The 24,595-nt window shown below is 70.3% G+C and carries 20 protein-coding genes, 1 pseudogene and 3 CRISPR repeat arrays; of the genes and pseudogenes, 8 read left to right on the top strand and 13 right to left on the bottom strand.

Annotation, left to right across the window (positions count from 1 at the left end; translation table 11 throughout):
• Window positions 1-16: 16 nt before the first annotated feature.
• Complete coding sequence (locus C1I93_RS13050; RefSeq protein WP_111243531.1) at window positions 17-865, top strand: 1,4-dihydroxy-6-naphtoate synthase; 849 nt, start codon at window positions 17-19, stop codon at window positions 863-865.
• Here the strand turns inward: C1I93_RS13050 and C1I93_RS13045 are convergent.
• Window positions 826-1,212, bottom strand: coding sequence for a cold-shock protein (locus C1I93_RS13045; RefSeq protein ID WP_111243530.1), 387 nt, complete (start codon window positions 1,210-1,212; stop codon window positions 826-828). The two genes, C1I93_RS13050 and C1I93_RS13045, sit on opposite strands and share 40 nt — an antisense overlap.
• Window positions 1,213-1,241: 29 nt before the next feature.
• Window positions 1,242-1,865 (bottom strand): HAD family hydrolase, encoded by a 624-nt coding sequence (locus C1I93_RS13040; protein ID WP_111243529.1) that lies wholly within the window; start codon window positions 1,863-1,865, stop codon window positions 1,242-1,244.
• An 83-nt stretch (window positions 1,866-1,948) separates the two neighbouring features.
• Here C1I93_RS13040 and C1I93_RS13035 point away from each other — a divergent pair, with 83 nt between their 5' ends.
• A complete protein-coding gene (locus C1I93_RS13035; protein WP_111243528.1) occupies window positions 1,949-4,417 on the top strand; it encodes a helicase-associated domain-containing protein in 2,469 nt (822 codons plus the stop codon).
• 14 nt (window positions 4,418-4,431) lie between these two features.
• Here C1I93_RS13035 and C1I93_RS13030 read toward each other — a convergent pair whose 3' ends face one another.
• Complete coding sequence (locus C1I93_RS13030; RefSeq protein WP_111243527.1) at window positions 4,432-4,662, bottom strand: hypothetical protein; 231 nt, start codon at window positions 4,660-4,662, stop codon at window positions 4,432-4,434.
• 417 nt (window positions 4,663-5,079) lie between these two features.
• Between C1I93_RS13030 and C1I93_RS13025 the strand changes: the two genes are divergently transcribed.
• From C1I93_RS13025 to C1I93_RS13015, 3 genes are all read left to right on the top strand, one after another.
• Window positions 5,080-6,759, top strand: coding sequence for a DNA repair helicase XPB (locus tag C1I93_RS13025; protein ID WP_111243526.1), 1,680 nt, complete (start codon window positions 5,080-5,082; stop codon window positions 6,757-6,759).
• Between the two features lie 67 nt (window positions 6,760-6,826).
• Window positions 6,827-7,018, top strand: a complete 192-nt coding sequence (locus C1I93_RS13020) for a type II toxin-antitoxin system HicA family toxin (RefSeq protein ID WP_111243525.1) — start codon at window positions 6,827-6,829, stop codon at window positions 7,016-7,018.
• Window positions 7,019-7,034: 16 nt separating this feature from the next.
• Window positions 7,035-7,478: a type II toxin-antitoxin system HicB family antitoxin gene (locus C1I93_RS13015; RefSeq protein ID WP_146603490.1), complete on the top strand. Its 444-nt coding sequence runs from the start codon at window positions 7,035-7,037 to the stop codon at window positions 7,476-7,478.
• Window positions 7,479-7,735: 257 nt separating this feature from the next.
• A CRISPR array of direct repeats spans window positions 7,736-8,068; the repeat unit is 28 nt; unit sequence GGATCACCCCCGCGTACGCGGGGAGCAG.
• A 76-nt stretch (window positions 8,069-8,144) separates the two neighbouring features.
• Window positions 8,145-8,600: a CRISPR direct-repeat array (repeat unit 28 nt; unit sequence GGATCACCCCCGCGTACGCGGGGAGCAG).
• 25 nt (window positions 8,601-8,625) lie between these two features.
• Here the strand turns inward: C1I93_RS13015 and cas2e are convergent.
• The 9 genes from cas2e to C1I93_RS12970 form a co-directional block, all read right to left on the bottom strand.
• The gene (gene cas2e, locus C1I93_RS13010) at window positions 8,626-9,036 is read right to left on the bottom strand and encodes a type I-E CRISPR-associated endoribonuclease Cas2e (protein ID WP_111243523.1); all 411 of its coding nucleotides are present in this window, start codon (window positions 9,034-9,036) and stop codon (window positions 8,626-8,628) included.
• On the bottom strand, window positions 9,036-10,004 hold the full coding sequence (cas1e, locus tag C1I93_RS13005; RefSeq protein WP_111243522.1) for a type I-E CRISPR-associated endonuclease Cas1e: 969 nt from the start codon (window positions 10,002-10,004) through the stop codon (window positions 9,036-9,038). The genes cas2e and cas1e overlap by 1 nt, the downstream gene beginning before the upstream one ends.
• Window positions 10,001-10,684, bottom strand: coding sequence for a type I-E CRISPR-associated protein Cas6/Cse3/CasE (gene cas6e, locus C1I93_RS13000; RefSeq protein WP_111243533.1), 684 nt, complete (start codon window positions 10,682-10,684; stop codon window positions 10,001-10,003). Before cas6e ends, cas1e begins: the two co-directional genes overlap by 4 nt.
• 8 nt (window positions 10,685-10,692) lie before the next feature.
• A complete protein-coding gene (cas5e, locus tag C1I93_RS12995; protein WP_111243521.1) occupies window positions 10,693-11,415 on the bottom strand; it encodes a type I-E CRISPR-associated protein Cas5/CasD in 723 nt (240 codons plus the stop codon).
• Window positions 11,412-12,578 carry a type I-E CRISPR-associated protein Cas7/Cse4/CasC gene (cas7e, locus tag C1I93_RS12990; RefSeq protein WP_111243520.1) on the bottom strand — a complete coding sequence of 389 codons (1,167 nt, stop codon included), beginning with the start codon at window positions 12,576-12,578 and terminating at the stop codon, window positions 11,412-11,414. The genes cas5e and cas7e overlap by 4 nt, the downstream gene beginning before the upstream one ends.
• 2 nt (window positions 12,579-12,580) lie before the next feature.
• On the bottom strand, window positions 12,581-13,276 hold the full coding sequence (gene casB, locus C1I93_RS12985) for a type I-E CRISPR-associated protein Cse2/CasB (protein ID WP_223256721.1): 696 nt from the start codon (window positions 13,274-13,276) through the stop codon (window positions 12,581-12,583).
• Window positions 13,273-14,949, bottom strand: coding sequence for a type I-E CRISPR-associated protein Cse1/CasA (casA, locus tag C1I93_RS12980; protein ID WP_111243519.1), 1,677 nt, complete (start codon window positions 14,947-14,949; stop codon window positions 13,273-13,275). Before casA ends, casB begins: the two co-directional genes overlap by 4 nt.
• 220 nt (window positions 14,950-15,169) lie before the next feature.
• Window positions 15,170-18,067, bottom strand: coding sequence for a CRISPR-associated helicase Cas3' (gene cas3, locus C1I93_RS12975; protein WP_111243518.1), 2,898 nt, complete (start codon window positions 18,065-18,067; stop codon window positions 15,170-15,172).
• Window positions 18,068-18,398: 331 nt separating this feature from the next.
• Window positions 18,399-21,168: a CRISPR direct-repeat array (repeat unit 28 nt; unit sequence CTGCTCCCCGCGCATGCGGGGGTGATCC).
• A gap of 26 nt (window positions 21,169-21,194) precedes the next feature.
• Window positions 21,195-21,410 carry a winged helix-turn-helix domain-containing protein gene (locus C1I93_RS12970; protein ID WP_181445151.1) on the bottom strand — a complete coding sequence of 72 codons (216 nt, stop codon included), beginning with the start codon at window positions 21,408-21,410 and terminating at the stop codon, window positions 21,195-21,197.
• 364 nt (window positions 21,411-21,774) lie between these two features.
• Between C1I93_RS12970 and C1I93_RS12965 the strand changes: the two genes are divergently transcribed.
• Window positions 21,775-22,056 carry a hypothetical protein gene (locus C1I93_RS12965; RefSeq protein ID WP_111243516.1) on the top strand — a complete coding sequence of 94 codons (282 nt, stop codon included), beginning with the start codon at window positions 21,775-21,777 and terminating at the stop codon, window positions 22,054-22,056.
• Between the two features lie 55 nt (window positions 22,057-22,111).
• Here the strand turns inward: C1I93_RS12965 and C1I93_RS12960 are convergent, their stop codons facing one another.
• Complete coding sequence (locus C1I93_RS12960; protein ID WP_111243515.1) at window positions 22,112-22,855, bottom strand: TIGR03089 family protein; 744 nt, start codon at window positions 22,853-22,855, stop codon at window positions 22,112-22,114.
• 92 nt (window positions 22,856-22,947) lie between these two features.
• Between C1I93_RS12960 and C1I93_RS12955 the strand changes: the two genes are divergently transcribed.
• Together C1I93_RS12955 and C1I93_RS12950 are read left to right on the top strand one after the other, a co-directional pair.
• Window positions 22,948-23,871, top strand: a complete 924-nt coding sequence (locus C1I93_RS12955) for an aminoglycoside phosphotransferase family protein (protein ID WP_111243514.1) — start codon at window positions 22,948-22,950, stop codon at window positions 23,869-23,871.
• 66 nt (window positions 23,872-23,937) lie between these two features.
• Window positions 23,938-24,595 (top strand): annotated as a pseudogene (locus C1I93_RS12950) (hypothetical protein); the annotation flags it as partial.

Below are 24,595 nucleotides of genomic sequence, written 5' to 3'. Positions count from 1 at the left end.
GGGTTACGGTGGGGGTGTGGTGGTGTCGCTGGCTATTTCGCCCTGTCCGAACGACACGTTCGTGTTCCATGCACTGGTGCACGGGCAGGTGCCGGGTGCGCCGCCGGTCGAGGTGACCTACGCCGACGTGGACGTGACGAACACGGCCGCCGAGCGGGGGGCGTTCGACCTGGTGAAGGTGAGTTACGCGGCGTTGCCGTGGCTGCTTGACGACTACCACCTGCTGCCGTGTGGCGGTGCGCTGGGACGAGGCTGCGGGCCGCTGGTGCTCACCCGGGCCGACCGCGCCGGCGGGCCGGATCGCGCCGACCTGAGCGGGGCGACCGTCGCGGTGCCCGGCGACCGGACCACCGCGTACCTGCTCTTCCGGCTCTGGACGGCGGGACGGATGCCGGGGCGCATCGAGGTGGTGCCGTTCCACGAGATCATGCCCGGGGTCGCCGCCGGCCGCTACGACGCCGGGCTGGTGATCCACGAGGCCCGGTTCACCTATCCCCGGCACGGCCTCACCGCTTTGGTGGACCTGGGTGAGTGGTGGGAGGCGGACACCGGTCTGCCGATCCCGCTCGGCGCCATCCTGGCCCGGCGCGGCGTCGTCGACCCGGAGCAGGCCGCCGGGTGGATCCGGGACTCCGTCCGGCGGGCCTGGGCCGACCCGACGGCCAGCCGGGAGTACGTGTTGGCGCACGCCCAGGAGATGGAGCCCGACGTGGTGGACCGGCACATCGGCCTCTACGTCAACGAGTACACCGCCGACCTGGGTCAGTCGGGGTTCGCCGCCGTGGAGGCGTTGCTCGGCCGGGCCGCCGACGCCGGGCTGGTGCCTCAGACCTCCAGCTCGCGGGCGACCGCGTGGACCAGCTGAGCGACCTTCTGCGCGGTCTTACGATCCGGGAACCGCCCCCGGCGTAGATCGGGCTGGACCTTCGCCTCCAGCACCTTGATCATGTCTTCGACCAGGCCGTGCAGCTCCTCGGCCGGTCGGCGGCGCAGCTCCGTCACCGAGGGCGGTGCGTCCAGCAGCTTCACACCCATCGCCTGGGTGCCCCGCCGGCTGTCCACCACGCTGAAATCGATCCGCTGGCCGCCCTTGAGGTCGGTGACACCCGCCGGTAGCGCGGTCTTCGGCAGGTACACGTCGCCACCCTCGTCACTGGTGACAAACCCGTATCCCTTGGCCGCGTCGTACCACTTCACTCGACCCGTAGGCACCTGAGAACCTCTGCTTCGTGTTGAGCCGTCTACTGCCTCAAGGCTAGCCGGATCACGTCGTCGAGCGCCGCCGGGAATCCGGTGAGATCCGCCAGCAGCACCGCCGCACCGGCGGCCCGCAGTTCCTCGGTCGAGCACGGCCCGGTGGCCACCGCGATTCCGGGTACGCCAGCCGCCTGGGCGGCCACCATGTCCGCCACGTGATCGCCGACATAGTGGGTCGCGCCGTGGGCGCGTAACGCCGTCGCCTTCTCCGCGGCGAACAGGTCTCCGGCCAGCTCGTCCACCACCAGCCCCAGGTGGTCCAGATGCAGCCGGGCCAGCCGGCCGATCTTCGAGGTGACCACCAGCACCCGGCCGCCCCGCTGCCGCACCGCGTCGAGCGCCTCCCGGGCGCCGGGCATCGGGACGCTCGGGGTGATCGCGTACGCCGGGTAGACCTCGCGGTAGATCTGGACCGCCTGCTCGACCTGCTCGGGTGGGAACCAGCGGGCGATCTCCACCCGCAGCGGCGGGCCGAGCCGGGACACCGCCGCCTCGGCGTCCACGGAAACGCCGGTCCGCTCGGTGAGCGCCCGGTACGCCGCGGCGATGCCGGGCCGCGAGTCGATCAGGGTCATGTCGAGATCGAACCCGACAGTCAGTGAGGACATCCTGGAAAGCTACCCGGCCGTCCGACCCGGCCCGGTCGTCCGATGGGCGGGAGCACCCCGGTGCGGGCTAGCGTGGAACGACGATGAGCACCTCACTCGCCGACCACCTGCGGTCGCTGCCCGACGACTCGTTGGCCGCCCTGCTCCAACTGCGGCCCGACCTCGTCGTGCCGGTACCCGCCGACATCACCGCGCTCGCGATCCGGGCCCAGTCCCGGGTCTCGGTGTCGCGTGCCCTGGACGAGCTGGACCAGTTCACCCTCCAGATCATGGACGCCGCCCGGTTGACCCGTGACCCGGCCGACGGCACCACCTCGGTCGACGGGGTCCTCGCGATGGCCACCGCCGGCCAACACCCGCCCGCACCCACATTCGTCCGGGCCGCCGTCGACCGGCTCCGCGACCGGCTCCTGCTCTACGGTCCCGACCACGAGTTGCAGCTGATCGGTGGCATCGACGAGGTCTCCCCGTACCCGGCCGGGCTGGGTCGACCCGCGGCGGAGCTGGACCCGCGCACGGCGGCGCTCTGCGCGGACCCGGCGAAGCTGCGGCGGACGCTGCTCACCGCGCCCCCGTCGGCGCGGGCGATCCTGGACCGGCTCGCGGCCGGGCCACCGGTCGGCAGCGTGCCCCCTGGCGCGTTGCAGGCTCCGGCGGCCGGCGCCGACGACGGACTGCCGCCGGACGAGGTCAACGGCGGCGCACCGACCGGCTCCCCGGTCCGTTGGCTGGTCGACCACAAGCTGCTGGTGCAGGTCAGCGGCGGCAAGGGTGGCGGCACGGGCGTGGTCGAGCTGCCCCGGGAGGTCGGGCTGCTGCTGCGCCGCGACACCGGACCGCTGGGTCCGCTGCGCACCAGCCCGCCGCCGGTGGCCGCTCCCGGCCGGGAGCCGAAGGCCGCCGACTCCGCCGGGGCCGGGCAGACCATGGAGGTGGTACGCCACACCGAGGCGCTGCTGGAACAGTTGGCCGCCGAGCCCGCACCGGTGCTGCGCTCGGGCGGCATCGGCGTACGTGACCTGCGGCGGCTGGCCCGCAGCACCGGGCTGGACGAGTCGACTGCCGCGTTGCTGCTGGAGGTGGCGTACGCGACCGGGCTGGCCGGTGAGGTCGAGCTGCCCGGTGCCGCCGCCCGGTACGGCGCAGACCAGCAGGTGCTGCCCACCGGCGGGTACGAGCTGTGGCGGGCCGGTTCGTTGGCCCAGCGCTGGGAGCAGTTGGCGCGGGCGTGGCTGACCATGACCCGTCAGGCCGGGCTGATCGGCCAGCGTGACGACCGGGACCGACCGATCACTGTGCTCTCCGCCGAGGCGGAGCGGGCCGGCGCGCCGGCCGCCCGGCGGGCGGTGCTCGGTGTGCTCGCCGAGTTGGAGCCGGCGACCGCACCCACCGCCGACGAGGTGCAGGCGCTGCTGGAGTGGCGGGCGCCCCGGCGTAGTCGGGGCCGGGAGGCGGCCCACCGGGAGGTGCTCGCCGAGGCGGCCACGCTGGGCGTGACGGGACTGGGGGCGCTCACCTCGTACGGGCGGCTGCTGCTGGCCGAGGCCACCGCGACCGAGGACCGGGACACCGACGACCCGCTCGGGCTGCGGGCCGAGGACGCGGGGGCCGGCACAGCGGTCCGGGCGCTGGACGCGCTGCTGCCCGCCCCGGTGGATCACTTCCTGGTGCAGGCCGACCTGACCGTGGTGGTGCCCGGGCCACCGGAGCCCACGCTCGCCGCCGAACTGGAGGTGGTCGCCGAACCCGAGTCGGCAGGTGGGGCGAGCGTGCACCGGGTCACCGCGGGCAGTGTGCGCCGGGCGCTGGACGCCGGCCACTCCGCGGACGACCTGCACACGCTGTTCCGGCGACGGTCGCGTACGCCGGTCCCGCAGGGGTTGACGTACCTCATCGACGACGTGGCCCGCAAGCACGGTGGGCTGCGCGGTGGTTCCGCCGGGGCGTACCTGCGCAGTGACGACGAGGCGCTGCTGGCCGAGGTGCTGGCCGACCGGCGGGTGGCGGAGCTGGCGCTGCGCCGGCTCGCACCGACGGTGCTCGTCACCGCGTACCAGGCCGGTCGGATGCTGGGGGTGCTGCGGGACGCCGGCTACGCGCCGGTGGCCGAGGACGCCACCGGTTCGGCGATGCTCACCCGGCCGAAAGCCCGGCGGGCACCGGCCCGGGTGTCGGTGGCCGCGCGGGCGGTCGACCCGCTCGCGAGCCCGCGCCTGCCGCTGCCGCGCCTGCTCGGAGTGGTCGAGCAGATCCGGCGGGGCGAGGCGGCGGCGCGGGCGGCTCGGCGGGCGCCGGCGGCGGTACGCGGCGCGACTCCGACCGGGCCGGTGCCCGCGCACAGTCACAGCGACGCGCTTGCCGTGCTGCAACAGGCGGTACGCGACAAGGCGCTGGTCTGGGTCGGCTATGTCGACGCACACGGGGCGACCGCGTCGCGCCTGGTGCGGCCGGTCTCACTCGGTGCCGGCTACCTGCGCGCCGAGGACGAACGAACGGAGATGCTGCACACCTTCGCGCTGCACCGGATCACCGCCGCCGTGTTGGAGAAGTGATCCGGCGAGCCGCGTCAGCGTCCGTTGCGTCGTACCGACCCGACGATCGCCACGAGCAGCAGCAACGCGAACCCGATGCCCGCCACCTCACCGACCGAGTCGACGAAACCCTTCTGCACCACCAGCCAGATGAAGAGGAACCAACTGGTGAGCAGGACCCCGAAGATCGCGTACGCGATCACTGTCGCGGTGGAGACCGGTTCAGCCTGCTCGCGTTCGGTTAGCACTTCCTGGTCGACCGACATCTGCCCTCCCCCATGCGGTCCGGCACGTGCAGTCACAAGAGTGTCACCCTGCGCGGCAACCGGCCAGCACCCCGCGCGACTGATCTTGTCCTGCTCATACCCGGGATGCGGTGGTGGCGAAACGGCCTGAGGGGGGGTCGCCGGTCGGGTCGGGGCGTGCCGCTCGCCCCCGTTGGCTGGTCCGCGGTCACGGGAACGGCCCCCGCGCCTGGCCCGTTCGACCGCGGTCGAACGCGCACGCACCGACGCCGACCGACCCCCCTTCCTGCTAGACGGCCTGGTGCAGTGGGTTGGTTGCGGTAGGACATGGACTTTCTTGCCACCGGCTCCCGGCGTGCAACACTGGATGGTCGCTTTGAGGCAGGTCAGGCACCTGCCGTGGCGGCCGGATCGGCCGTACGGAGGAGAGGATTCGGCGTGAGCGGTGGACCCCTGATCGTGCAGTCGGACAAGACGCTGTTGTTGGAGATCGATCACCCGGACGCGCAGGCCTGCCGGATGGCGATCGCGCCCTTCGCCGAGTTGGAACGCTCCCCCGAACACGTGCACACGTACCGGCTGACTCCGCTCGGGCTGTGGAACGCCCGCGCCGCAGGTCACGACGCCGAGGGCGTGGTGGACACGCTGATCAAATACTCCCGTTACCCGGTGCCGCACGCCCTGCTCGTCGACGTGGCCGAGACCATGGACCGCTACGGCCGGCTCCAACTCGCCAACGACCCGGCCCACGGCCTGGTCCTGCGCGCCCTGGACCGGGTGGTGCTGGTCGAGGTGGCCAAGAGCAAGAAACTGGCCGGGATGCTCGGCGCGAAACTCGACGACGACACCATCGCGGTGCACCCGTCCGAGCGGGGTCGGCTCAAGCAGGCCCTGCTGAAGCTGGGCTGGCCGGCGGAGGACCTGGCCGGGTACGTCGACGGTGAGGCGCACCCGATCGAGCTGGCCGAGGCGGGTAAGGACGGTCGCAAGCCGTGGACGCTGCGGTCGTACCAGCGGGAAGCCGTGGAGGCGTTCTGGGCCGGCGGCTCGGGCGTGGTGGTGCTGCCCTGCGGCGCCGGCAAGACGCTGGTCGGCGCGGCGGCGATGGCCGAGGCGAAGGCGACCACGCTGATCCTGGTGACGAACACGGTCGCCGGTCGACAGTGGAAGCGGGAACTGATCGCCCGCACCTCGCTCACCGAGGAGGAGATCGGCGAATACTCCGGCGAGCGCAAGGAGATCCGGCCGGTCACCATCGCCACGTACCAGGTGCTCACCTCGCGGCGCGGCGGCGCCTTCACCCACCTGGACCTGTTCGGGGCCCGCGACTGGGGCCTGGTCGTCTACGACGAGGTGCACCTGCTGCCCGCGCCGATCTTCCGCTTCACCGCGGACCTCCAGGCCCGCCGCCGGCTGGGCCTGACCGCCACCCTGGTCCGCGAGGACGGCCGGGAGGGCGACGTGTTCAGCCTGATCGGCCCGAAGCGGTACGACGCGCCCTGGAAGGACATCGAGTCGCAGGGCTGGATCGCCCCAGCCCAGTGCACCGAGGTCCGGGTCACCCTCACCGACGCCGAACGAATGTCGTACGCCACCGCCGAGGCCGAGGAGCGGTACCGGATGGCGGCGACCGCCCGCACCAAGCTGCCGGTGATCAAGGCGCTGGTCGATCGGCACCCGGACGAGCAGACGCTGGTCATCGGCGCGTACATCGACCAGTTGCACCAGCTCGGAGAATATCTGGACGCCCCGATCGTGGAAGGCTCCACCACCAACAAGGAGCGCGAGCGCCTCTTCGACGCGTTCCGCTCCGGCGAGATCCGCACCCTGGTGATTTCGAAAGTCGGAAACTTCTCCATCGACCTGCCCGAGGCGGCGGTGGCGATCCAGGTCTCCGGCACCTTCGGCTCCCGCCAGGAGGAGGCGCAGCGCCTGGGCCGGGTGCTCCGCCCCAAGGCCGACGGCCGCCAAGCCCACTTCTACACCGTCGTCTCCCGCGACACCATCGACACCGAGTACGCCGCCCACCGCCAACGCTTCCTCGCCGAACAGGGCTACGCGTACACCATCATCGACGCCGACGACGTCCTCGGCCCACCCCTCCCCACCGTCGACTGAGCCACGCGCCCTTGCCGAAACGTCTAGGATGCTTTACTTGAACTATCTAGTAGACTAGACTTGCAACGTGAAGCGAGTTGACCTCATCAACAGGATCGGCAAAGCGGCTGCTGATGCTGGCCTGAGCTTCGAGAAGGTCCGCGAGGGCGGCAGCCACACGATCTACAGGTACGGCTCGCAGAACGTGGTAATACCCCGACACAAGGAGATCAACGAACTTACCGCGCGGGGTATCCTGCGCAGCCTGGGCTTGAGGTGAGAGGGGGCCATCGCAGATGAAGTACACCGTCCGATGCGTACGCTCGGGCTCCTGGTGGGCGATTACCGTGCCGGAGATCAAAGGCGTGTTTTCCCAAGCTCGCCGGCTCGACCAGGTCGAAGAGATGGCGCGTGAAGCCATTGCCCTCATGCTCGACGTTGACCCGCACAGTTTCGATATCGAGGTGCAGCCCGATCTGCCGCAAGAGGTGGCCCGCGCCCGCAAGGCACGCAGCGCCCTGCGGAAAGCTGAGGAGTCGGCCGAGGAGGCGACAGTCACGGCCGCACGCGCACTACTCGCCGAGGGCTACACAGTCCGCGACGTGGGCGCTCTTCTCGGCATTTCCCCGCAGCGCGTGTCGCAGCTGGCACCCAGGAATACTGCTGCCGGTCGCGTAGGGAAGATCAGCAGGGGCGGAAGACCCCCGCTCAAGCAGGACCAGGGGCCCGCCGCCGCTTGACGCAGCCCTCGCGCGACAACTCCCGAACGGAACTGTGAGTCGGCATGCGCGAGCACTGGGTGCGCGCCCTCGGGAGTCGATCAGCTTGCCCTGCTCGGCACGGGTGAGGCGGGCTGGATCGCCGCCGGTGAGTGGGCACACCATCCGCTGCCTGGGCCTGTTCGCCCGCTGTTAACGATCAAGACAGCCCACGCTCGGTCACGGCTGTCAGCCTCCGTCCGTATCCACCTCAGCCGATCCGGCTGCGCACCGACGCCGGATCACCCCCGCGTACGCGGGGAGCAGTCGACGGCCCCGACCGCCGCGCCCTCCGTGCTGGGATCACCCCCGCGTACGCGGGGAGCAGGTGACGGTCAGCGCCGCGTACGGCGTGTCGTCGGGATCACCCCCGCGTACGCGGGGAGCAGCCACAGCCGGCCACCGGCGTCGATCCACGTCCAGGATCACCCCCGCGTACGCGGGGAGCAGCGAGGCCGAGGCCGCGTGATGGACGTGCACCGGGGATCACCCCCGCGTACGCGGGGAGCAGGCTCACCCGGCTGCGTTACAAAGGTCCGCAGCCGGATCACCCCCGCGTACGCGGGGAGCAGTTGACCAACCTGATCCCGGCCAAGATCAGGGACGCGGGGAGCAGGATCTCGTGCACGACCGTCGCCATTACGCCACCGGATCACCCCCGCGTACGCGGGGAGCAGAGGGTCTCCCACCGCCCGGTGAAGGCGACCGGCGGATCACCCCCGCGTACGCGGGGAGCAGGTGAGTAGAACGCGCGGCAGTCTCAACCATGGCGGATCACCCCCGCGTACGCGGGGAGCAGAGCCATGTCGTATCTCCCGTGACAGGAACCAAAGGATCACCCCCGCGTACGCGGGGAGCAGTACTACCGCGATCACCAGCATGTTCAGCCTTCCGGATCACCCCCGCGTACGCGGGGAGCAGGTCTGGGCGTCCGGCGACCAACTTCGGTGGTCGGGATCACCCCCGCGTACGCGGGGAGCAGGCTACTGCCCTACTGCCTCACGGGGAACGCCTGGGATCACCCCCGCGTACGCGGGGAGCAGACCGACGTCACCCAGCCCGACAGGTCCACCGAGGGATCACCCCCGCGTACGCGGGGAGCAGGCTTGTTGAGCTGGGGCGCTAAAGATCAAATCTGGGATTTTTCTTCACTTTGTTTGGGGCTCGTTGCTGAGCTGTCGGGGCCTGCTGTCGACTTTCGGCCGAATCGGCGGCGCTTTGATGCCTTGCTCCAGCCTTGAGATGTCGCCGGGTTGTAGGTCCTTCGCTCGGTCGGTCGGCGCATCAGGGTGATGCCGTCGAGGTCGATGGGCTGCCAGTGGTGGTCGTGCACCTCGAAGGAGAGGCGTTGCTCGCCTGGCTGCTGATAGACCAGTAGCGCCCGTCCGGGGCCGGCCATCTCCACGACCTTGGTCCACAGGCGCTGACGGATCCTCGTGTTGACGTGTCCGACGTAGACGCCGGCGGAAATCTCCAGTAGCCACTGCGTGAGGTGGCCGCGTAGGCCCTCTGGGCATGCGGTGAGGATGATGACGGTCATCAGAAGTCGACGTCCCCGCTGTAGTTTCGGCCGCCAGTCAGCTCATAGCCGCTTTCGTCCCAGAGGCGTACGGAGTCGCTACCAGCCTCCTCGTCAAGCCACGCCTGGTCGATAGGCCCGGAGGCGCTGCTGGTGAGCAGGAGACTTCTGATGTCGCGTACGCAGCGGTCGAGGAGTGCGCCGTCGTGGACGCGGTCGCGGATGGCTCGGCGGGTGTCGGTGCCGATGTCGGTCGAGTCGGTGGCGGCGATGTCGAATGCCACCGGAATGGTGATCTCGGCCTTGTAGAGGTCGGCGATGTCGTAGACGAAGGATCGTTCGTGACCGGTGTGCACGAAGCCGAGCCCGGGTGCGGCGCCGATGGCAACGATGACTGCGTGTACGACGCCATACAGGCATGCGTGGGCTGCCGATAGCGCCTGGTTGACCGGGTCACTTCCGCTGAAGTCGTCCGGGTCGTATTCGCGGTTGTTCCAGGCAACGCCGGTGCGGAGGGCATGCTCACGGTAGCAGCGGCGCACCCGCGCGCCTTCCTTTCCCCGTAGTTGTTGCATGGTGAGGCTGTTGGTGTCCTCGCCGGGGAAGCGCATTCGGTACATCGCCCGAGCCACCTGGAGCCGTCTGTCGCGGTGCGACACGGCGGCGGCCTGGGCAACGAGGAGCCGGCTGGAGCGAGCCAGCGTACGGCCATGGGCGTAGTACCGGACGCCGTGCTCTCCGACCCAGACCACGGTGGCGCCGTTGTCTGCGATCAGCATCATCGCCTGCTGGGTGATGCTGGTGCCGGGGCCGAGCATGAGAACGCCGAGGGTGGCCGCCGGAATGTGCACGACCCCCTTCTCGTCGGTGGCGGTGATGGCGTTGCTGTCCCGGTGGATGACACAGCGTTCGAGGTAGACGAAGCTGATCCGGTCCTGCGCGCGGTTGAGCTCCGACAGCTCGGCCGGCGGCACGCCAGGGATCTTCACGACCCGCCCTGCACCGGGGCGAGGGTCAGCAACCCACAGCCGTACGCGCGGGCGTGCCCGATGCCCCGGGTGAGTACGCCCCGAAGGAGCGCCGGATCGGTGACTTCGAGAACCCCGTCATAGCTGGCCGTGACCAGGGTGACCGGGCCTTTGCTTCCGTTGCGGTTGAAACGGTGCACCTGACGGTTGTAGGTGACAAGGTTCAGCTCCCCGTCGCCCTGGCTGGCAATGGTGAACCCGTTGCGTTCCGCACGGCTGGTCAGCCACTCGGTCTGCTGCGCGGCGGTGACGTGCCCGAATCGTTGGCTACTCGGGGAGGTGTCTGTCTTGCGCCCGGTCCGACTGGGATTGGCAGTGAGCCGGAACGCCCACTGTTGCCCCTTGTCGAGGGAGCCGAGCAGACGGTCGTAGGGGCGGCTCTGCCAGCCTTCGGTGCTGGTCGGCCAGCCGGCCTGCTCGACGAGATGGGTCAGGTCGGGTGCGGTCGGGCTGACGATGTAGAGCACGACCTGACGATTCTGCTGCTGGTCGAGGCGCCACAGGGTACGCGCGTCGTCGCGGGTGTGGTCCTCGGGGCGAGGGAAGCCGGAGAGCACGGCGGCATGCATCGCCTGCGGTGAGGCGAGCAGCTTGCGTGCGCCGCGCCGGGCGGTGTTCACGAGGAATCGGGTGAGATGCATCGTCATCCTTACAGCACCGACATGGGATCGTGGTCGGCCGGTGGCACGCCGCCGGGGGACGTGGCGGCGACAGGAGCACGGCCGTCGGGGTTGGGCACGACGACCCTGGTACGCACGACCGCCCGCCACCCGTACTGCCGGTGGGCAGGGTCGAAGCTGATCGGTTGGTCGGGGAGGGTCTCGCTGACCTCGGCTCCGGGCGGGGCGTCACTGAGTATCTCCAGCGGCACGGTCAGCTCGGCGCGCTTACACAGGTGTTTAGCGGCCTGCCACGGCCAGTCGCCGAGCACGTCGGTGACGGTGCCGGGCTGCACGCCGAGGGTCACCGGCGCGACCGGTGGGCAGGATCGGCGACCCAGGTAGAGCGGGAACTTCGGCCGGCGCACCGCCTCGTGCAGGCCGACGAGCAGCTCCCGGTCGCCGCCGATCGCGGCAAGGAACACCGCGTCGGAGAGGTAGTAGCGGTTGGTCAACGGCATGCTGGCGGAGCCGTCGAGAGTGCGGGCGACCTGGAAGTCACGCAGAAGCTGACCGGGCTGGTCGATGCGAACCCCGAATTCGAGGCCGAGCAGCTCGGTGAGCGGATCGGTGCGCCGCAACCCCTGAGCTGCGGCGAGCAGACCGATGACACCGCTCTTGGTGGGTGCCATCTCGGTGTGTCGCTGGGTGAAGCGGCTGGTCGCACCCCATGACTGGAGCGGGCCAGCCAGCCGCAGCAGCAGGACGCTCATGCCGGCGTGCCGCCGAGGCGGTCGGCGACCCTCGTCCCGACAGCGGAGACCAACTCTGGCAGGGGCATGACCTCGCCGAGGGGTGCCAGGGCCGCGGTGCGGGAACCAACGTGGGTGACCCAGGTGGCGACGGCCGGGTCACCGTACGCCTGCTCGATGTCGCCGGCATGCTCGGCGAGCTTTTCGGCTGCGGCAGCGACCACGCCGGAGCGGTCGCCGAACTGGCGCTCCTGGACGGGCTCCTCGAAGGCCCCGATCAGGTTGATGGGCTGGGTGTCGCGTAGCTGCACCAGGACGGCGTCGGGCCGGGTGCCGTTGGCGAAGGTGTTCCGCTTGCCGGACGGCATGCTGGTGGTAAAGGCGCGCAGGAACGCTTCCACGGCCTGTTGGGTGGCTGCGGCGTCGCCGAGGGTGTCGTGCAGCCGGTCGACGTCGATGGCAGCGTACCGGTAGAGGGTGGAGGAGTTGAACTCGACGGTGCCGATCATGCCGGCACCGGTCTCCTGGTTGTCGTGTTTGCGGTCGTCGACTGCGGTGTAGTAGTCGAACTCGTTGTCGACGGCGTGCACGCTCAGGGCGTGGGCGACCTGGACGGCCGCGTCGACGTTGAGATCGGGCACGTCTGCGAGCATCCGGCCGAACATGGCGATGTCGATGGAGTGGTCGGTGTCGGCCAGTTTCTGGAGTTGCTTGGTGTCGAGTTTCGCGCCAGCCCGCTCCGCTTCGATCGCGGCCCGCGCGAGATTCTCCTGCTGCCGGTGGCTGAGAAAGAGCAGGTAGGTGGACTCGATGTCGCCGCTCTGCGCCGATTCCTTGCCCTTCTTCGCCGCCTCCTTTTTTGCTGCGGCCTCCTTCTTCACCAGGCCCGAAGCCTTGAGCACCTCGGCGGCGAGGGCGGACGCCTTGTCCTTCAGCTCCGGGTCGAGGTCGGCGATCCGGGCAGCGATGGCTTCGCCGATACGCTTGGTACGCTCACCGAGCTGCGAGTCGTCGAGGGTGCGGCGGAACGCCAGCCGGACCGCGCGCTTCCAGGACTGGGAAGAGACGCGGGCTCGGCGTACGCCACCGTAGATGGCGGTCTTCGGCGAGCCGGAATCGTCGCGGTTAATGTTGCTCGGCGGCACGGTGTGCAGGATGTGCACGTCCAGGATGGTGCGGGTCATGGTCACTCCTCGGAGGTGGCGTCGGCGGGCGCGGATTCGATGTTCGGGTCTGTTGCGTTGCCCTCCGGGCGCTCGCCGGGCTCGGGCTGGCGGTAGAAGTCCCGGCCCCACAGGCCACGTACCTCGGACGGACCCCACGGCTTCTGCAACTTGACCAGGTCCTCGGCGAGCACGCCGTAGTCGAGCGGGATCCGGTGGTCACGCAGGAGCCGGATCAGGCTGCGTAGGTGCGTGGTTACCGGGCTGTAGCTGGTGGCGGTGCCGAGGGCGGCGAACCGGCGGCGGACCGCTTCGGCGCTGGCCGCCTTGCTGGTCAGCAGGTTGACCGCCGCACCGAGACCTCGTCCGTCCTCGTGCATCGCTCGGTCGCGGATGGATTGCTGGTGCACCGCGTAGAGCGTGAGCGCGGTATGCATGGCCCGCTCGGTGTGCGTGGGCTCGCCGCCGAGCCAGTGCTCCAGGTGATCTTTGTTCACCTGGGTCTGGGCCAGGATGGCGAAGTCCTCGCCGGGTTCGCGGCCGAGCCCGGCCCGTAGCCGGGCCAAGGCGGCAATGGCAAAGCTCTCCTCCCGCAGGTAGCCGTCCTGCAACACCGCGACCTTGGTGGCGACGTAGCCGCCGAAGGATCCGCGGCGGCGGGCGCTCCGGTTACGGGTGGGGGTTGGGGTGTCTTGATCGGCTGGGATCGTGTCGGTCACGCCGGCACCTCCTGGGGGACGGGCGGGGTCTCGGGAGCGGTGGCTAGCGGCAGCGCCCGGCGCAGGGCGTTGCGAAAGAACATGTCCGCCCGAGCGCTGCTCAGATAGTTCTTCTTCTCCTGGTCGAGGTAGCGGCCGGCCCAGGCATGCGGGCCGGCCGCGTCGACCAGGTCGCCGCCGAGCCGGCGCACGCACTGCGCTGCCTGCTGCTGCCAGTGGACGCGGGCCTGCGCCGGATCGTCGCTTGGGCCCAGCCCACCGAGCCAATTTCGGAAGAGGATGTCCAGCTTGGCGTAGGCGGTTTCGGCGGCCCGGTTTGCCGCAGCGGCTGGTGGATCCTCGGGCCGATCGCCCCAGCCGCCTGCGGCCCGGCAGAGGTTGGCGGCGAGCCCTCGCAGGGCCTTGACGGCGGCCTCGGCATCGGCCGCGCTGTCGACGATGGTGGTGGCGAGCGGGCTGGCCGGATCGAAGACCTGCACCGTCATGGTCAGCGAGTCGTGGTAGACCTCATCCACGACGGACATCTGATTGCCATAGACGACACCGACCGCGCGGGTGGTGACCCGGTAACCGTCGTCGATCAGCCCTTGCATCCGTAGTCGGGCCAGCCACTGGCTGATCGCCGGTGGCCGCCGCGTCGGGGCGTCGGCACCGGGCTTCTCGGCTGCGGTGGGCAGCAGACTGGCCAACCCGCGCCACAACGCCCGGGTGTGGTCGTGCAGCCCCGGCAGGTAGACGGTGGGCAGGCCGAGCTTCTTTTCCTGGTTGGCGCTGCGCCGCCAGCCGCTCATCGGCTCCTGGTGCTGACGGTTGACCCAGGTGATGCGGTCACCGTTGGCGATCATGGCGCTGGTGATCCCACTGTCGTCACCGAAGAGCCTGATCCGCCGGGACTGCCAGGTGTAGATGTTGAGCACGCCGTGCGGGCCGCGGTCGCGCTCCTCTTCTTCGGCCGGGCCGTGCGGGTCACGTTCCCAGACCGGAGCGTCGCGCTCGGGATTCTGCCGCAGATAGTCACTGTCGAGGGTGACCAGGTTGAGCAGCAGGGTGTCCCGCAGCGTCCGGCCTTCGAGGTGCACCAGCCCGAGGGACCCGCAGGAGGCGGGGCCGATCGGGTATCCCTTACCGCCCTTGACCCGCGTGTCGCCGACCGCACCGGACTTGATGCCCGAGGTGTCGTACGCCTGGCAGTGCACCAGCCAGACGGCCGCCTCGGCCGGGGTGAGCCGCTCCAGGCCGGGCCCGAGCCGGGTGGTCAGGTAGGGCGCATTGTTGGGCACGTCGGCGATGAGTCGTTCCAGGCCGAACACCCCGCCGGCCTCGGTGTGCAGGTCTGCCACCTGGTAGAACGGCGTTACCGGGTGCAGCAGGTCAAAGCGGTCCTGGTAGTCGTCGAGGTAGCCGACGATGTCGGCGGCCGGCAGATCGGCCCGCTGCCAGAGGGTGCGCCAGGCGCGCTCGTCCTCTGGACCGTTGACCCCTCGGTGCAGGATCGCGAGGAGCAGCCGGAGAATCGCCGCCGTCTGGGTCGGCAGCTCACCGGCGACGGCCCGTAGCTCAGCCGCCTGGGTGAACAACTCGGCCAGGGAGACCAGGCGACGACGGCCGGCCAGGTCGAGCACGGGGATCCACGGTTGCCTGATCAGCGAGAAGGAGGCAACGGCATCCAGCATGTGAGGTCTCTCCCACCACTCCGTCGGGCACAACCTGTCTCTACCAATAGAATCGAGCAGGAACATTAGCCCACTCCCGCGCACTGCGGGGTGATCCACTGTCGCTACCCATATTTACGATGTTCCCTGCGCAGGCAGGGTTTCCTCAGGTCGGCAGGGCCCACTGGCGGCAGAGGGGCCGGGAGGCATCGCTGGCTGTCCACTATCGGACAGCCAGCGGTCAGCCCGGTCTCCTGTCGACTCGCTCCACCCGTAGGCCGCTGAACTGGTCATAGGTCAAAGCGAAGTCAGTGAGACGGCTCCGCCCCTGCTCGTCCAGGTCGAGGATCAGCTCACCGCCGAGCATCGCGTCCTTCTCCCAGGCGGCGAAGGCATTCCGGCTTTCCAACTCAGCGATGATCCGGTCGATGCCTCCGTTGGCGGTGATCGCCCTCGGCAGCGGCAGCGCACACCGGAGCATCGTGCGGGCGACCTTTCTCGACGGTGCGAAGTCGGTGGGCACCACCACACCCCCACCCTCGTCGAGCCAGGGCGGCGTCACCAACTCATCGCCCCGGCGTACGAGAATCAGCACCTCCAGCGCCTCGGCGCTGTCGTCACGAACGTGGGCCCGCCCCCGCCGCTCGTTGCCGCCGGCGGTCTCGGTGTCTCCGACACTGGCGTTGAGCCAGCCCACCAGGGATGTCCCCGGCTGCCGCACCGCCCCGATCCGGAAGGTCTTCGCTCGTTCACCCGCAGCTTCCTCGTGCCGCTGCGCCGTGACCGCCGCCTCGGCGACCACGGGGTGCCACGATTCGGGGCCGACCGGTTCGGTGCCGTACGCGGCCTGCACCAGGGGCGCGATCCCCTGCGGCAGGCGCAGATGAGCGTTGCCGTCGATCTGCGGCAGCAGGACGGCCGCCGCCCGCAACAGCGTGAACCGCTCGTAGACCCTGGTCGACCCGTCCACCGGAGTCGGTGGCTCGGTCGACCAGTCCGCGCCGGTCAGCAGGCATCTCGGCCGCACCAGCCGGGCGGGCCGGCCGCTGCGCTGGTGCCGGTGCAGGCGCCCGACCCGTTGCAGAATCAGATCGACCGGCGCGAGATCGGTCACCAGCAGGTCGAAGTCGATGTCGAGCGACTGCTCCGCCACCTGGCTGGCCACCACGACGTGGCAGGCAGGCCGGCTCCGCCCCAACTTGGCCAGATGCGCCGGAGAACCGAAGGTGTCGCGCAGCCAGGCATCCTTGACCGCCCGGTCGGCGGCCATGAAACGGGAGTGCGCGACCGTCACGGCAACCTCTGGGCCGAGGTGTTTACGCAGCTCGGCGGCGGCCTCCAGGACCCGCGCGACGGTGTTGCGGATGACCAGGACACAGCCGCCGTCGACTAGCTCGGCCCGCAGTCTGGCCGCGAGGCCGCCGAGGTCGTCGTCCACTCGTTCGAGCCGCACGTCGAGGCTGCGGCCCGATGCCGCGCACTCCACCGTCACCGGCTGCCGATCGACGCCCGAGACGCTCAGCAGGGGATAGCGCAAGTCATCGAGGAGCGACTGGTAACTGTCCGCAGTGGTGTCCCGGCCACCGTCGCGCGACCAGCGCCGAGGGCGGCTGGCGGCACGTCGCACACCGAGCCGGCCATCGTCGTACGCCCGCATCATGCCCGCCCGCCGAGCGGCCGGCAGGGTCGCGGAGAGAATGACCACCGGCACGCCGTGCGCGGCCAGCCACTCCAACGCCCGGTCAAGGTAACGGCTCATGTAGACGTCGTAGGCGTGGGCCTCGTCGATGACGACCACCTTGCCGGCCAGGCCGAGATGCCGCAAAGCCACGTGCCGGGCCTGCAACGCGGCAAAGAGCAACTGGTCGACGGTGCCGACGACGAAACTGGTGAGCATCTTCCGCTTCCGCCCGGCCAACCAGCCGTGCACGGCGGTCTCCGTTCCGCCCTCGTCCTCGGCGATCGCGCTCGGCAGGCCACCCCGATAGAGGCGGGAGTATTCGTCGTTGAGCATCGCCTTGCCGTGGGCCAGAGCCGCGTCCCGAGCACCCCGATCGCGGTCGGCGTCGGGCAGGCGACTGAGCCAGGTCAGGACCCGGCTGAACATCGCGTCACCGGTCGCCCGGGTGGGAAGCGCCAGGAAGCACCCGCCCGCGCCGCTGCGCCGGGCGAGGATCTCCACCGCCGCAAGGGCAGCCTCGGTCTTGCCCTCACCCATCGGCGCCTCGACGATCAGCAGCCCTGGAAGCGGCATGGTGCGGGCCTGCTCCACCACCGCCACCTGCACCGGATAAGGCTGGGCGCCGGCCGGCATCTCGAAGCGCCGGGCAAATAGGTCACCGGTGTCGAGACCCTCGACACCGACGGGACGCCAGGGAATGGGCAGATCCAACTCCTCCCACGCCCGAGCCAGCCGATCGGGCGCGTCCTCCTGGCGGTAGCCGTATGGAAAATAGTCGTCGTTGCTGGCGATCCAGTCAGCGACGATCACGATCGCGGTGAGCAGCACCTGCACCGGTTGCGGCAGCGCCACCTCTCGCCAGGCCGGCAGTCGGTCGGTGGTGTCGGTGCGCTGGCTCATCCAGCGCAGCAGCTCAGCGCGCACCTCCGGCCAGTGCCCGTCGACCCCGAGCAGGTATGGCCGATCGCGGATGCACAGGAGATCCGCGTCGGTAGGCGGCACCCCGTGATGACCGCCGACCACCACGGCGTACGCCCCGGCCTGGCTACGGGACCAACCGTGCGCGGCGGTCAACCAGTCGATGAGGGCCAGATGCCCGGCCGGCCCGTGCGGCGCGCAGAGCCGATTGGTCTCGACCTGCTGGTCAAAGTCGAAGCCGGCATCCGCCATGGCCACCCGCAGATGCTTCACCTGCCAGGCGAAGGCCGGGGTGGCCTTGCCGATGTCATGGATGCCGGCGAGCCAGCACACCAGCCGACGCCCGTCATCAGCCCCGCCGGGCAACGCCGCCGCGATGCGCGTGCGGACCGCAGCCGGCAGCCACACATCCCACAGCAGCCCGGCCACGTCGGCACTGTCGGCAAGATGCCGATAAAGCGGCAGCCAGAAGCCACGATCACGGTTCGTCTTTCCCCAGACGAGGCGGGCACGCTCGCTCAGACCATGTTGGTCAGTCACGGAAGGAACCAAACCAAAGGGGTACGACACTCGCCGCCCACTCCCACTCCAACGACCGCGCCGCTACGGAACCGCACCAGCGCACTACACCGTCATGAACGACAATCGCGTACGCCAGACACGGCCATCCGAAAACTCTTCCGATCCGTCCGCCCCAAGCACATTCGCCCACCGTCCCAACCTCAGCCGCGAGCCTGAGTCCAACCGGTACGCTGGCCCGACCAACGAAGCACAGCAAAGCCACTGCCCCCGGAGAGCCGCAAAGATGATCTCCAAGGTCCTAGTGAATGAAAACGCGAAAGTTGATCTCTAGCGCCCCAGGTCAGGAAGCCTGCTCCCCGCGCATGCGGGGGTGATCCCCGGGGGTTCGCGGGAGATGGTCGTCGCCCATGCTGCTCCCCGCGCATGCGGGGGTGATCCCCTGCTGGGCCGGGAGACGATCTCCGACGCGGCCTGCTCCCCGCGCATGCGGGGGTGATCCGTGCTCCCGCAGTTCGCCGACCGAGCAATACCCCTGCTCCCCGCGCATGCGGGGGTGATCCCGCCGAGCACCGCCCGCCAGCCAGCCCGGCCGCCTGCTCCCCGCGCATGCGGGGGTGATCCCCGCCACCCCGCCTGGCTCGGCAGCTGCGCGTCCTGCTCCCCGCGCATGCGGGGGTGATCCCTGTTGGCGTGCAGAACAGTGCCGTTCGAGTTGCTGCTCCCCGCGCATGCGGGGGTGATCCCGCCGCTGCTGGTCGTCGGACACCGCCGAGGCCCTGCTCCCCGCGCATGCGGGGGTGATCCCCCGCGGGCTGCGACCGCCGAGCAATCCGAGCGCTGCTCCCCGCGCATGCGGGGGTGATCCGTTGCCGATGTTCTCCGCCCACCGGCGCTGGTACTGCTCCCCGCGCATGCGGGGGTGATCCCAGGACTCCGAGCGGACCGGGCGGCGTAGCCCCCTGCTCCCCGCGCATGCGGGGGTGATCCGCAGCTCGGCTACGACCCGATCAGCTGATCCCGCTGCTCCCCGCGCATGCGGGGGTGATCCTACGGCGGGGACTGCGACGTCTACCGGCTCGCCCTGCTCCCCGCGCATGCGGGGGTGATCCCTCGACCCACTTGGGGTCGGCGTCGATGTCGGCCTGCTCCCCGCGCATGCGGGGGTGATCCCCAGCGCCTCGCCTGTGTCTTCGCCGCCCGGATCTGCTCCCCGCGCATGCGGGGGTGATCCCGAATGGTAGACGGCACCGGATTCGGGCAGATCCTGCTCCCCGCGCATGCGGGGGTGATCCCTGCCATCAAGGTTCGTCCGGTCGCCCCCACCCCTGCTCCCCGCGCATGCGGGGGTGATCCCTCTCGCAAACTGATACCGAGCCGTCTCGCAGCCTGCTCCCCGCGCATGCGGGGGTGATCCCGCCGACCATGTGCCGTCCGCGTTGCGGCCCAACTGCTCCCCGCGCATGCGGGGGTGATCCCTCCACGGCGTCATCGCCCGAGTTGTATGCGGCCTGCTCCCCGCGCATGCGGGGGTGATCCCTCCACGGCGTCATCGCCCGAGTTGTATGCGGCCTGCTCCCCGCGCATGCGGGGGTGATCCGTTGTGCAGCGCCTGGGCGTAGGGGTGGACGTGCTGCTCCCCGCGCATGCGGGGGTGATCCCTGGCCGAGTCGATCGGCGTGGACCCGGCGGGACTGCTCCCCGCGCATGCGGGGGTGATCCCTGGTACGCCGGCAGATCCGCACCGGCAGCGGACTGCTCCCCGCGCATGCGGGGGTGATCCCGGACACCGGGCGGCGTCGTAAAGCTGGTGGACCTGCTCCCCGCGCATGCGGGGGTGATCCCGCGCCCGAGAGGAGGCCGAGAGTGTCGACGAACTGCTCCCCGCGCATGCGGGGGTGATCCTCCGTACAGACGGCCGGTCGGCTTGCGCCGCTTCTGCTCCCCGCGCATGCGGGGGTGATCCCTCGTAGTACGAGACGACCTTGTCAACTACCCACTGCTCCCCGCGCATGCGGGGGTGATCCGGGCACCGACTTCCGCCGCGACCAGCGCGCCGACTGCTCCCCGCGCATGCGGGGGTGATCCCGATGTGGTGCTGCTCGGTCGCTTCGGCGATCACTGCTCCCCGCGCATGCGGGGGTGATCCCCGCTCGTGCAGCACGATGACCCCGGCCTTGATCTGCTCCCCGCGCATGCGGGGGTGATCCCACGTCGGTTTCTCCGCCGGTCGCCGGTCCACCCTGCTCCCCGCGCATGCGGGGGTGATCCGGTGACCAAGCCGGACGGGGTGACGTGGCAGGACTGCTCCCCGCGCATGCGGGGGTGATCCGGGCAAGGTCGTCGCGCCCATCGGCGTGCGGATCTGCTCCCCGCGCATGCGGGGGTGATCCCTCACGCCATACGGCGTCGTCGTCGTACCCGGCCTGCTCCCCGCGCATGCGGGGGTGATCCTGGGTAGAGGAACATCCGGAACGGTTCGCCAATCTGCTCCCCGCGCATGCGGGGGTGATCCCTCGGCGGCGAACCCAACCGACATGTCCGCGCCCTGCTCCCCGCGCATGCGGGGGTGATCCCGTGGTGCCTAGGCGCTCTTCGTTCATGCGGATCTGCTCCCCGTGCATGCGGGGGTGATCCATCGAAGGTGGCGATCTGGCCTGCGGCCTCTGCCTGCTCCCCGCGCATGCGGGGGTGATCCCGATGACGGCCGCCGCAATCGTTGGCCGCTCGGCTGCTCCCCGCGCATGCGGGGGTGATCCCGCGACCACGGCCGGCCAGGTTTTCGGCGCACCCTGCTCCCCGCGCATGCGGGGGTGATCCCGCGGGATCGGGATGCGAGTGCGTGAGCCGGCCCTGCTCCCCGCGCATGCGGGGGTGATCCCGCCGGGGCGACCCCGCTGACCCCCGGGGTGGGCTGCTCCCCGCGCGTGCGGGGGTGATCCCTCGTCGGCGGTCGGCACCATTCCGGCCGCGAACTGCTCCCCGCGCATGCGGGGGTGATCCCATGGCCGACGACTACGTCTACATGGCCTGCTGCACCCCGCGCTTGCAGGGATGACCCTTTTCGCCGTTCCACGATCGGTGCGATCTCCACCTGCTCCGCGCGCATGCGAGGGTGATTGTTTGGCAGATTTGGCCGCTGGTCGCGTCACTCCGCGACGAAGACGCCCCGGCCGGGACGGCCGACCAGCACACCCTGTTTCCGCAGGGTGGCGACCGCGCGATGGATGGTCGACAGCGACAGGTTGTAGTGATCGGACAACTGCTGGGTGGAGGGGATCTGGGAACCCCGCGGAAGTTCGCCGTCGTCGATCCTCCTCAGCAGATCCTTGATCAACTCATCCATGGTCGGCGGAATTGGCACGTGGAGGCCCCTTGCGGTCGGTTGGCCCTCCCAGTATCGATCAGCACCTGACAGAGCGGCAATAACTGACGGGGAAGCAGCAGCCAAGACGGGAGCCAGATTCGACAGGTAAGCAAGCGTTGACAGAGGTGAGAGGTGTCGGTAGCGTGACTCTCGGTGATGCGGGCTGTGCGGTCGGTTGGCGCCTCGTACTGGTCTTGTGTTGCCTGGTTGGCCCACTCTCGCGCGCTTCCCCCGCGCGCCCCTGCTGTCGTACGGCCGATTGTGGCTGCGGCGGTGGGGCTGGGGCGGCCTTCGTCGCCTGCACCGGTGCCGGAGGCCGCCCTTCCATACCCCTGGTGATCCGAGGAAGGGTGGTCAGATCGTGCAGAACGAGTCTGGGCGGTGGGTGATTCATTTGCCGATCAGCGTGCCGGATCTGGTGCGGGCGCGGATCTTTGCGCGTACGGCGGCTCGGGTGTTGGCCCGGCTCAGTGCGCGCGTCGAGCCGGCCGGGGTGACCGTGTCGGCCGAGGACGAGCAGTGCGTACGCCATTGGGTTTTCTGTGACCGGTCGCTGCCCGGCGGCGGGCGGTGTGTGCTGGCGGCGGAGCACAGCGCGCCCTGCTCCGCCCGCGTGCAGCGGCTCAATCGCCGCGCCTTCTAGACCTTGGACACTTCACGTTCAGGCGGCTGAACGTGAAGTGCCAAGATCTAAGGGTTCAGAGGGTGCGGGTGATTTGTTCGGTGGTGGCGAGGGTGTGGCGGACCGCCGGGTCCAGGTTGGCGGCGAGCACCACCGTGGCACCGGCCGCCAGCGGGGCGAGCAGCCACTTCAACGGCTGGTCGTGCTCGGCGGCGTCGACAAGCAGGCGGTCGCCGACACGCAGGTCGAGCTGCTCGGCCATCTCCCTGGCCACCTGGCCCCACTCGGCGTAGCTGGTGCCGTCCGGGGTGGCCGGATCGGCGGCGTACAGCATGGGCCGATCGGCCGGGGCGGCACCGTGCCGCAGCACCTCCACCGACCAGTCGAGCCAGCCGATCGGCACCTCGGCAAGCGGCTCCGGGCCGGTGCCGACCAAGTAGCGGTGCAGGCCGTCGGGGACGTCCTCCAGCCAGTCGTCGAGCCGCTCCGGGGTGACCAGCACCGCGTCGTACGGTCGATCTCCGCCCGGCTCCAGCACCGACAACCCGGCGGTGGCGCGCGGCCGGAAGGATACTTCCAGCCCCACCGACCAGGCCCCGAGCAGAACCGCAGCGGTACGCCAGTGCGGCGGCAGCAGCACCGCCACCCGGCTGCCGGGGCCGAGCCCGCACCCGTCGCGCAGCAGCCCGGCGGCCCGCGCCGCCCAGTCGCCCAGCTCGGCGGCGGTCAGCTCGGTCCGCTCGCCGGTGCGTCCGTCGAGGTACGTCAGCAGCGGCCGGTCGGTCCCGACGGCGGCGAGCGTGGGCAGCGCAGCATCCATGGGTACGTCATACCGTACGGTCACCGACCGTGTCGAAATCGGCCCGGCATAACCCGGTTGCCGGTGCACCGGTCCCCGTCGAGGATCAGGAGATGGCTTCGACCATTGAGGATGAGACGGGTCTCGACGGCCGCGCCGGGATCACCGCCGAGCTGGTGGAACGCCTGATCGCGGCCCAGTTCCCGCAGTGGAGCGGGCTGCCGGTGCGGCCGGTCCCGGTGGACGGCCACGACAACCGCACCTACCGGCTGGGCACCGAGCTGACCGTACGCCTGCCCACCGCTGCCGGGTATGTGCCGGCGGTGGCCAAGGAGAACGAGTGGGTTCCCCGGGTGGCCCCGCAGCTGCCGGTCGCCGTACCGCCGATTCTCGGCCTGGGCGTGCCCGGCGAAGGCTATCCCTTTCCGTGGTCGGTACGCGACTGGCTGCCCGGCGAGACCGCCGACCGCTGGCGCATCGACGACCTGCCGGAGTTCGCGGTCGCGGTGGCCGGGTTCCTCCGCGCGCTCCAGGCGTGTGACCCCGGTGGAGGGCCGCTGGCCGGGGAGCACAGCTTCTACCGGGGCGCGCCGCCGGACCACTACGACGAGCAGACCCGGCAGTTGCTGGCCACCCTCGGCGGTCACCTGGACGTGGCACGCGCTCGTACGGTCTGGGAGGCGGCGCTGGCGGCGCGGTGGCGGGGCGAACCGGTGTGGTTCCACGGCGACATCGCGGTGGGGAACCTGCTGGTCGACGCGGGCAAGCTGAGCGCGGTGATCGACTTCGGCACCTGCGGGGTGGGCGACCCGGCCTGCGACCTGGTGATCGCCTGGACGATGTTCTCCGGCGAAAGCCGCCTGGCGTTCCGGCAGGCCGTCGGCCAGGACGACGGCACCTGGGCGCGGGCCCGCGGCTGGGCGTTGTGGAAGGCCATGCTGATGGTGCGGCAACACCTCGACGGCGCTCCCGAGCTGGCCGTCCCCCACAAACGCGTGGTCTCCGAGGTCTTGGACGACCACGACCGTTTCGGATAGCCAGCAGTCAGCAACCCTGACCAACGGCACTGGTGACGCCCACACGTCCACCGGGACAGTCAAGCCATGACACTCCACGGGGGACACGGGGCTGACGTCGCGCAGGCGGGCCAGCCGGAAAAACTGGTGCGACGACTCGTTCCGGTCGTGGCGCTGCTGCTGCTCGCCCCCTGGGCGGCCGAATGCTCATGGGGCGGTTTCGCCGGCACGGACATGCTGCTCGTGGTGGTCGTACTGGCCCCGATGTACGGCGGCGCAGCGATCCTGATCCGGGAGGCGGCCCGGCGTACGGGCGGGGGCTGGCCCATGATCGTGCTGCTCGCGGCGGGGTTCGGGGTGATCCAGGCGGGGCTGGTCGACCAGTCGCTGTTCAATCCCGACTTCCTCGCCGACACCGAGTTCGCCGAGATCAGTGCGGCGGATGCCACACGGGTGCCGGTGCTGGGCATCAGCGCCCAAGAGGCGATCAGCTTCCTGGGCAACCACGTGGCGTTGACTATCTGCGCGCCGATCGCGATCGTCGAGACGTACCTCTCTCCGGCCCGCCGGCTGCGTCCGTGGCTACGGTTGCCCGGCCTGGTCGGGGTGACCATTCTCTACCTGCTGGGCAGCCTGCTCGTCTTCACCGACGACAGCGGACGCAAGGGTTTCCTGGCCAGCCCCGGCCAACTCGTCGGGGCCACGGCGGTGGCGCTCGGCCTGATCGTGGTGGCCGCTCTGCCCC

The sequence above is a fragment of the Micromonospora endophytica genome (assembly GCF_003236305.1).
GTDB classification, from domain to species: domain Bacteria; phylum Actinomycetota; class Actinomycetes; order Mycobacteriales; family Micromonosporaceae; genus Micromonospora; species Micromonospora endophytica.
This window is presented reverse-complemented; position numbering and strand designations above follow the sequence as displayed.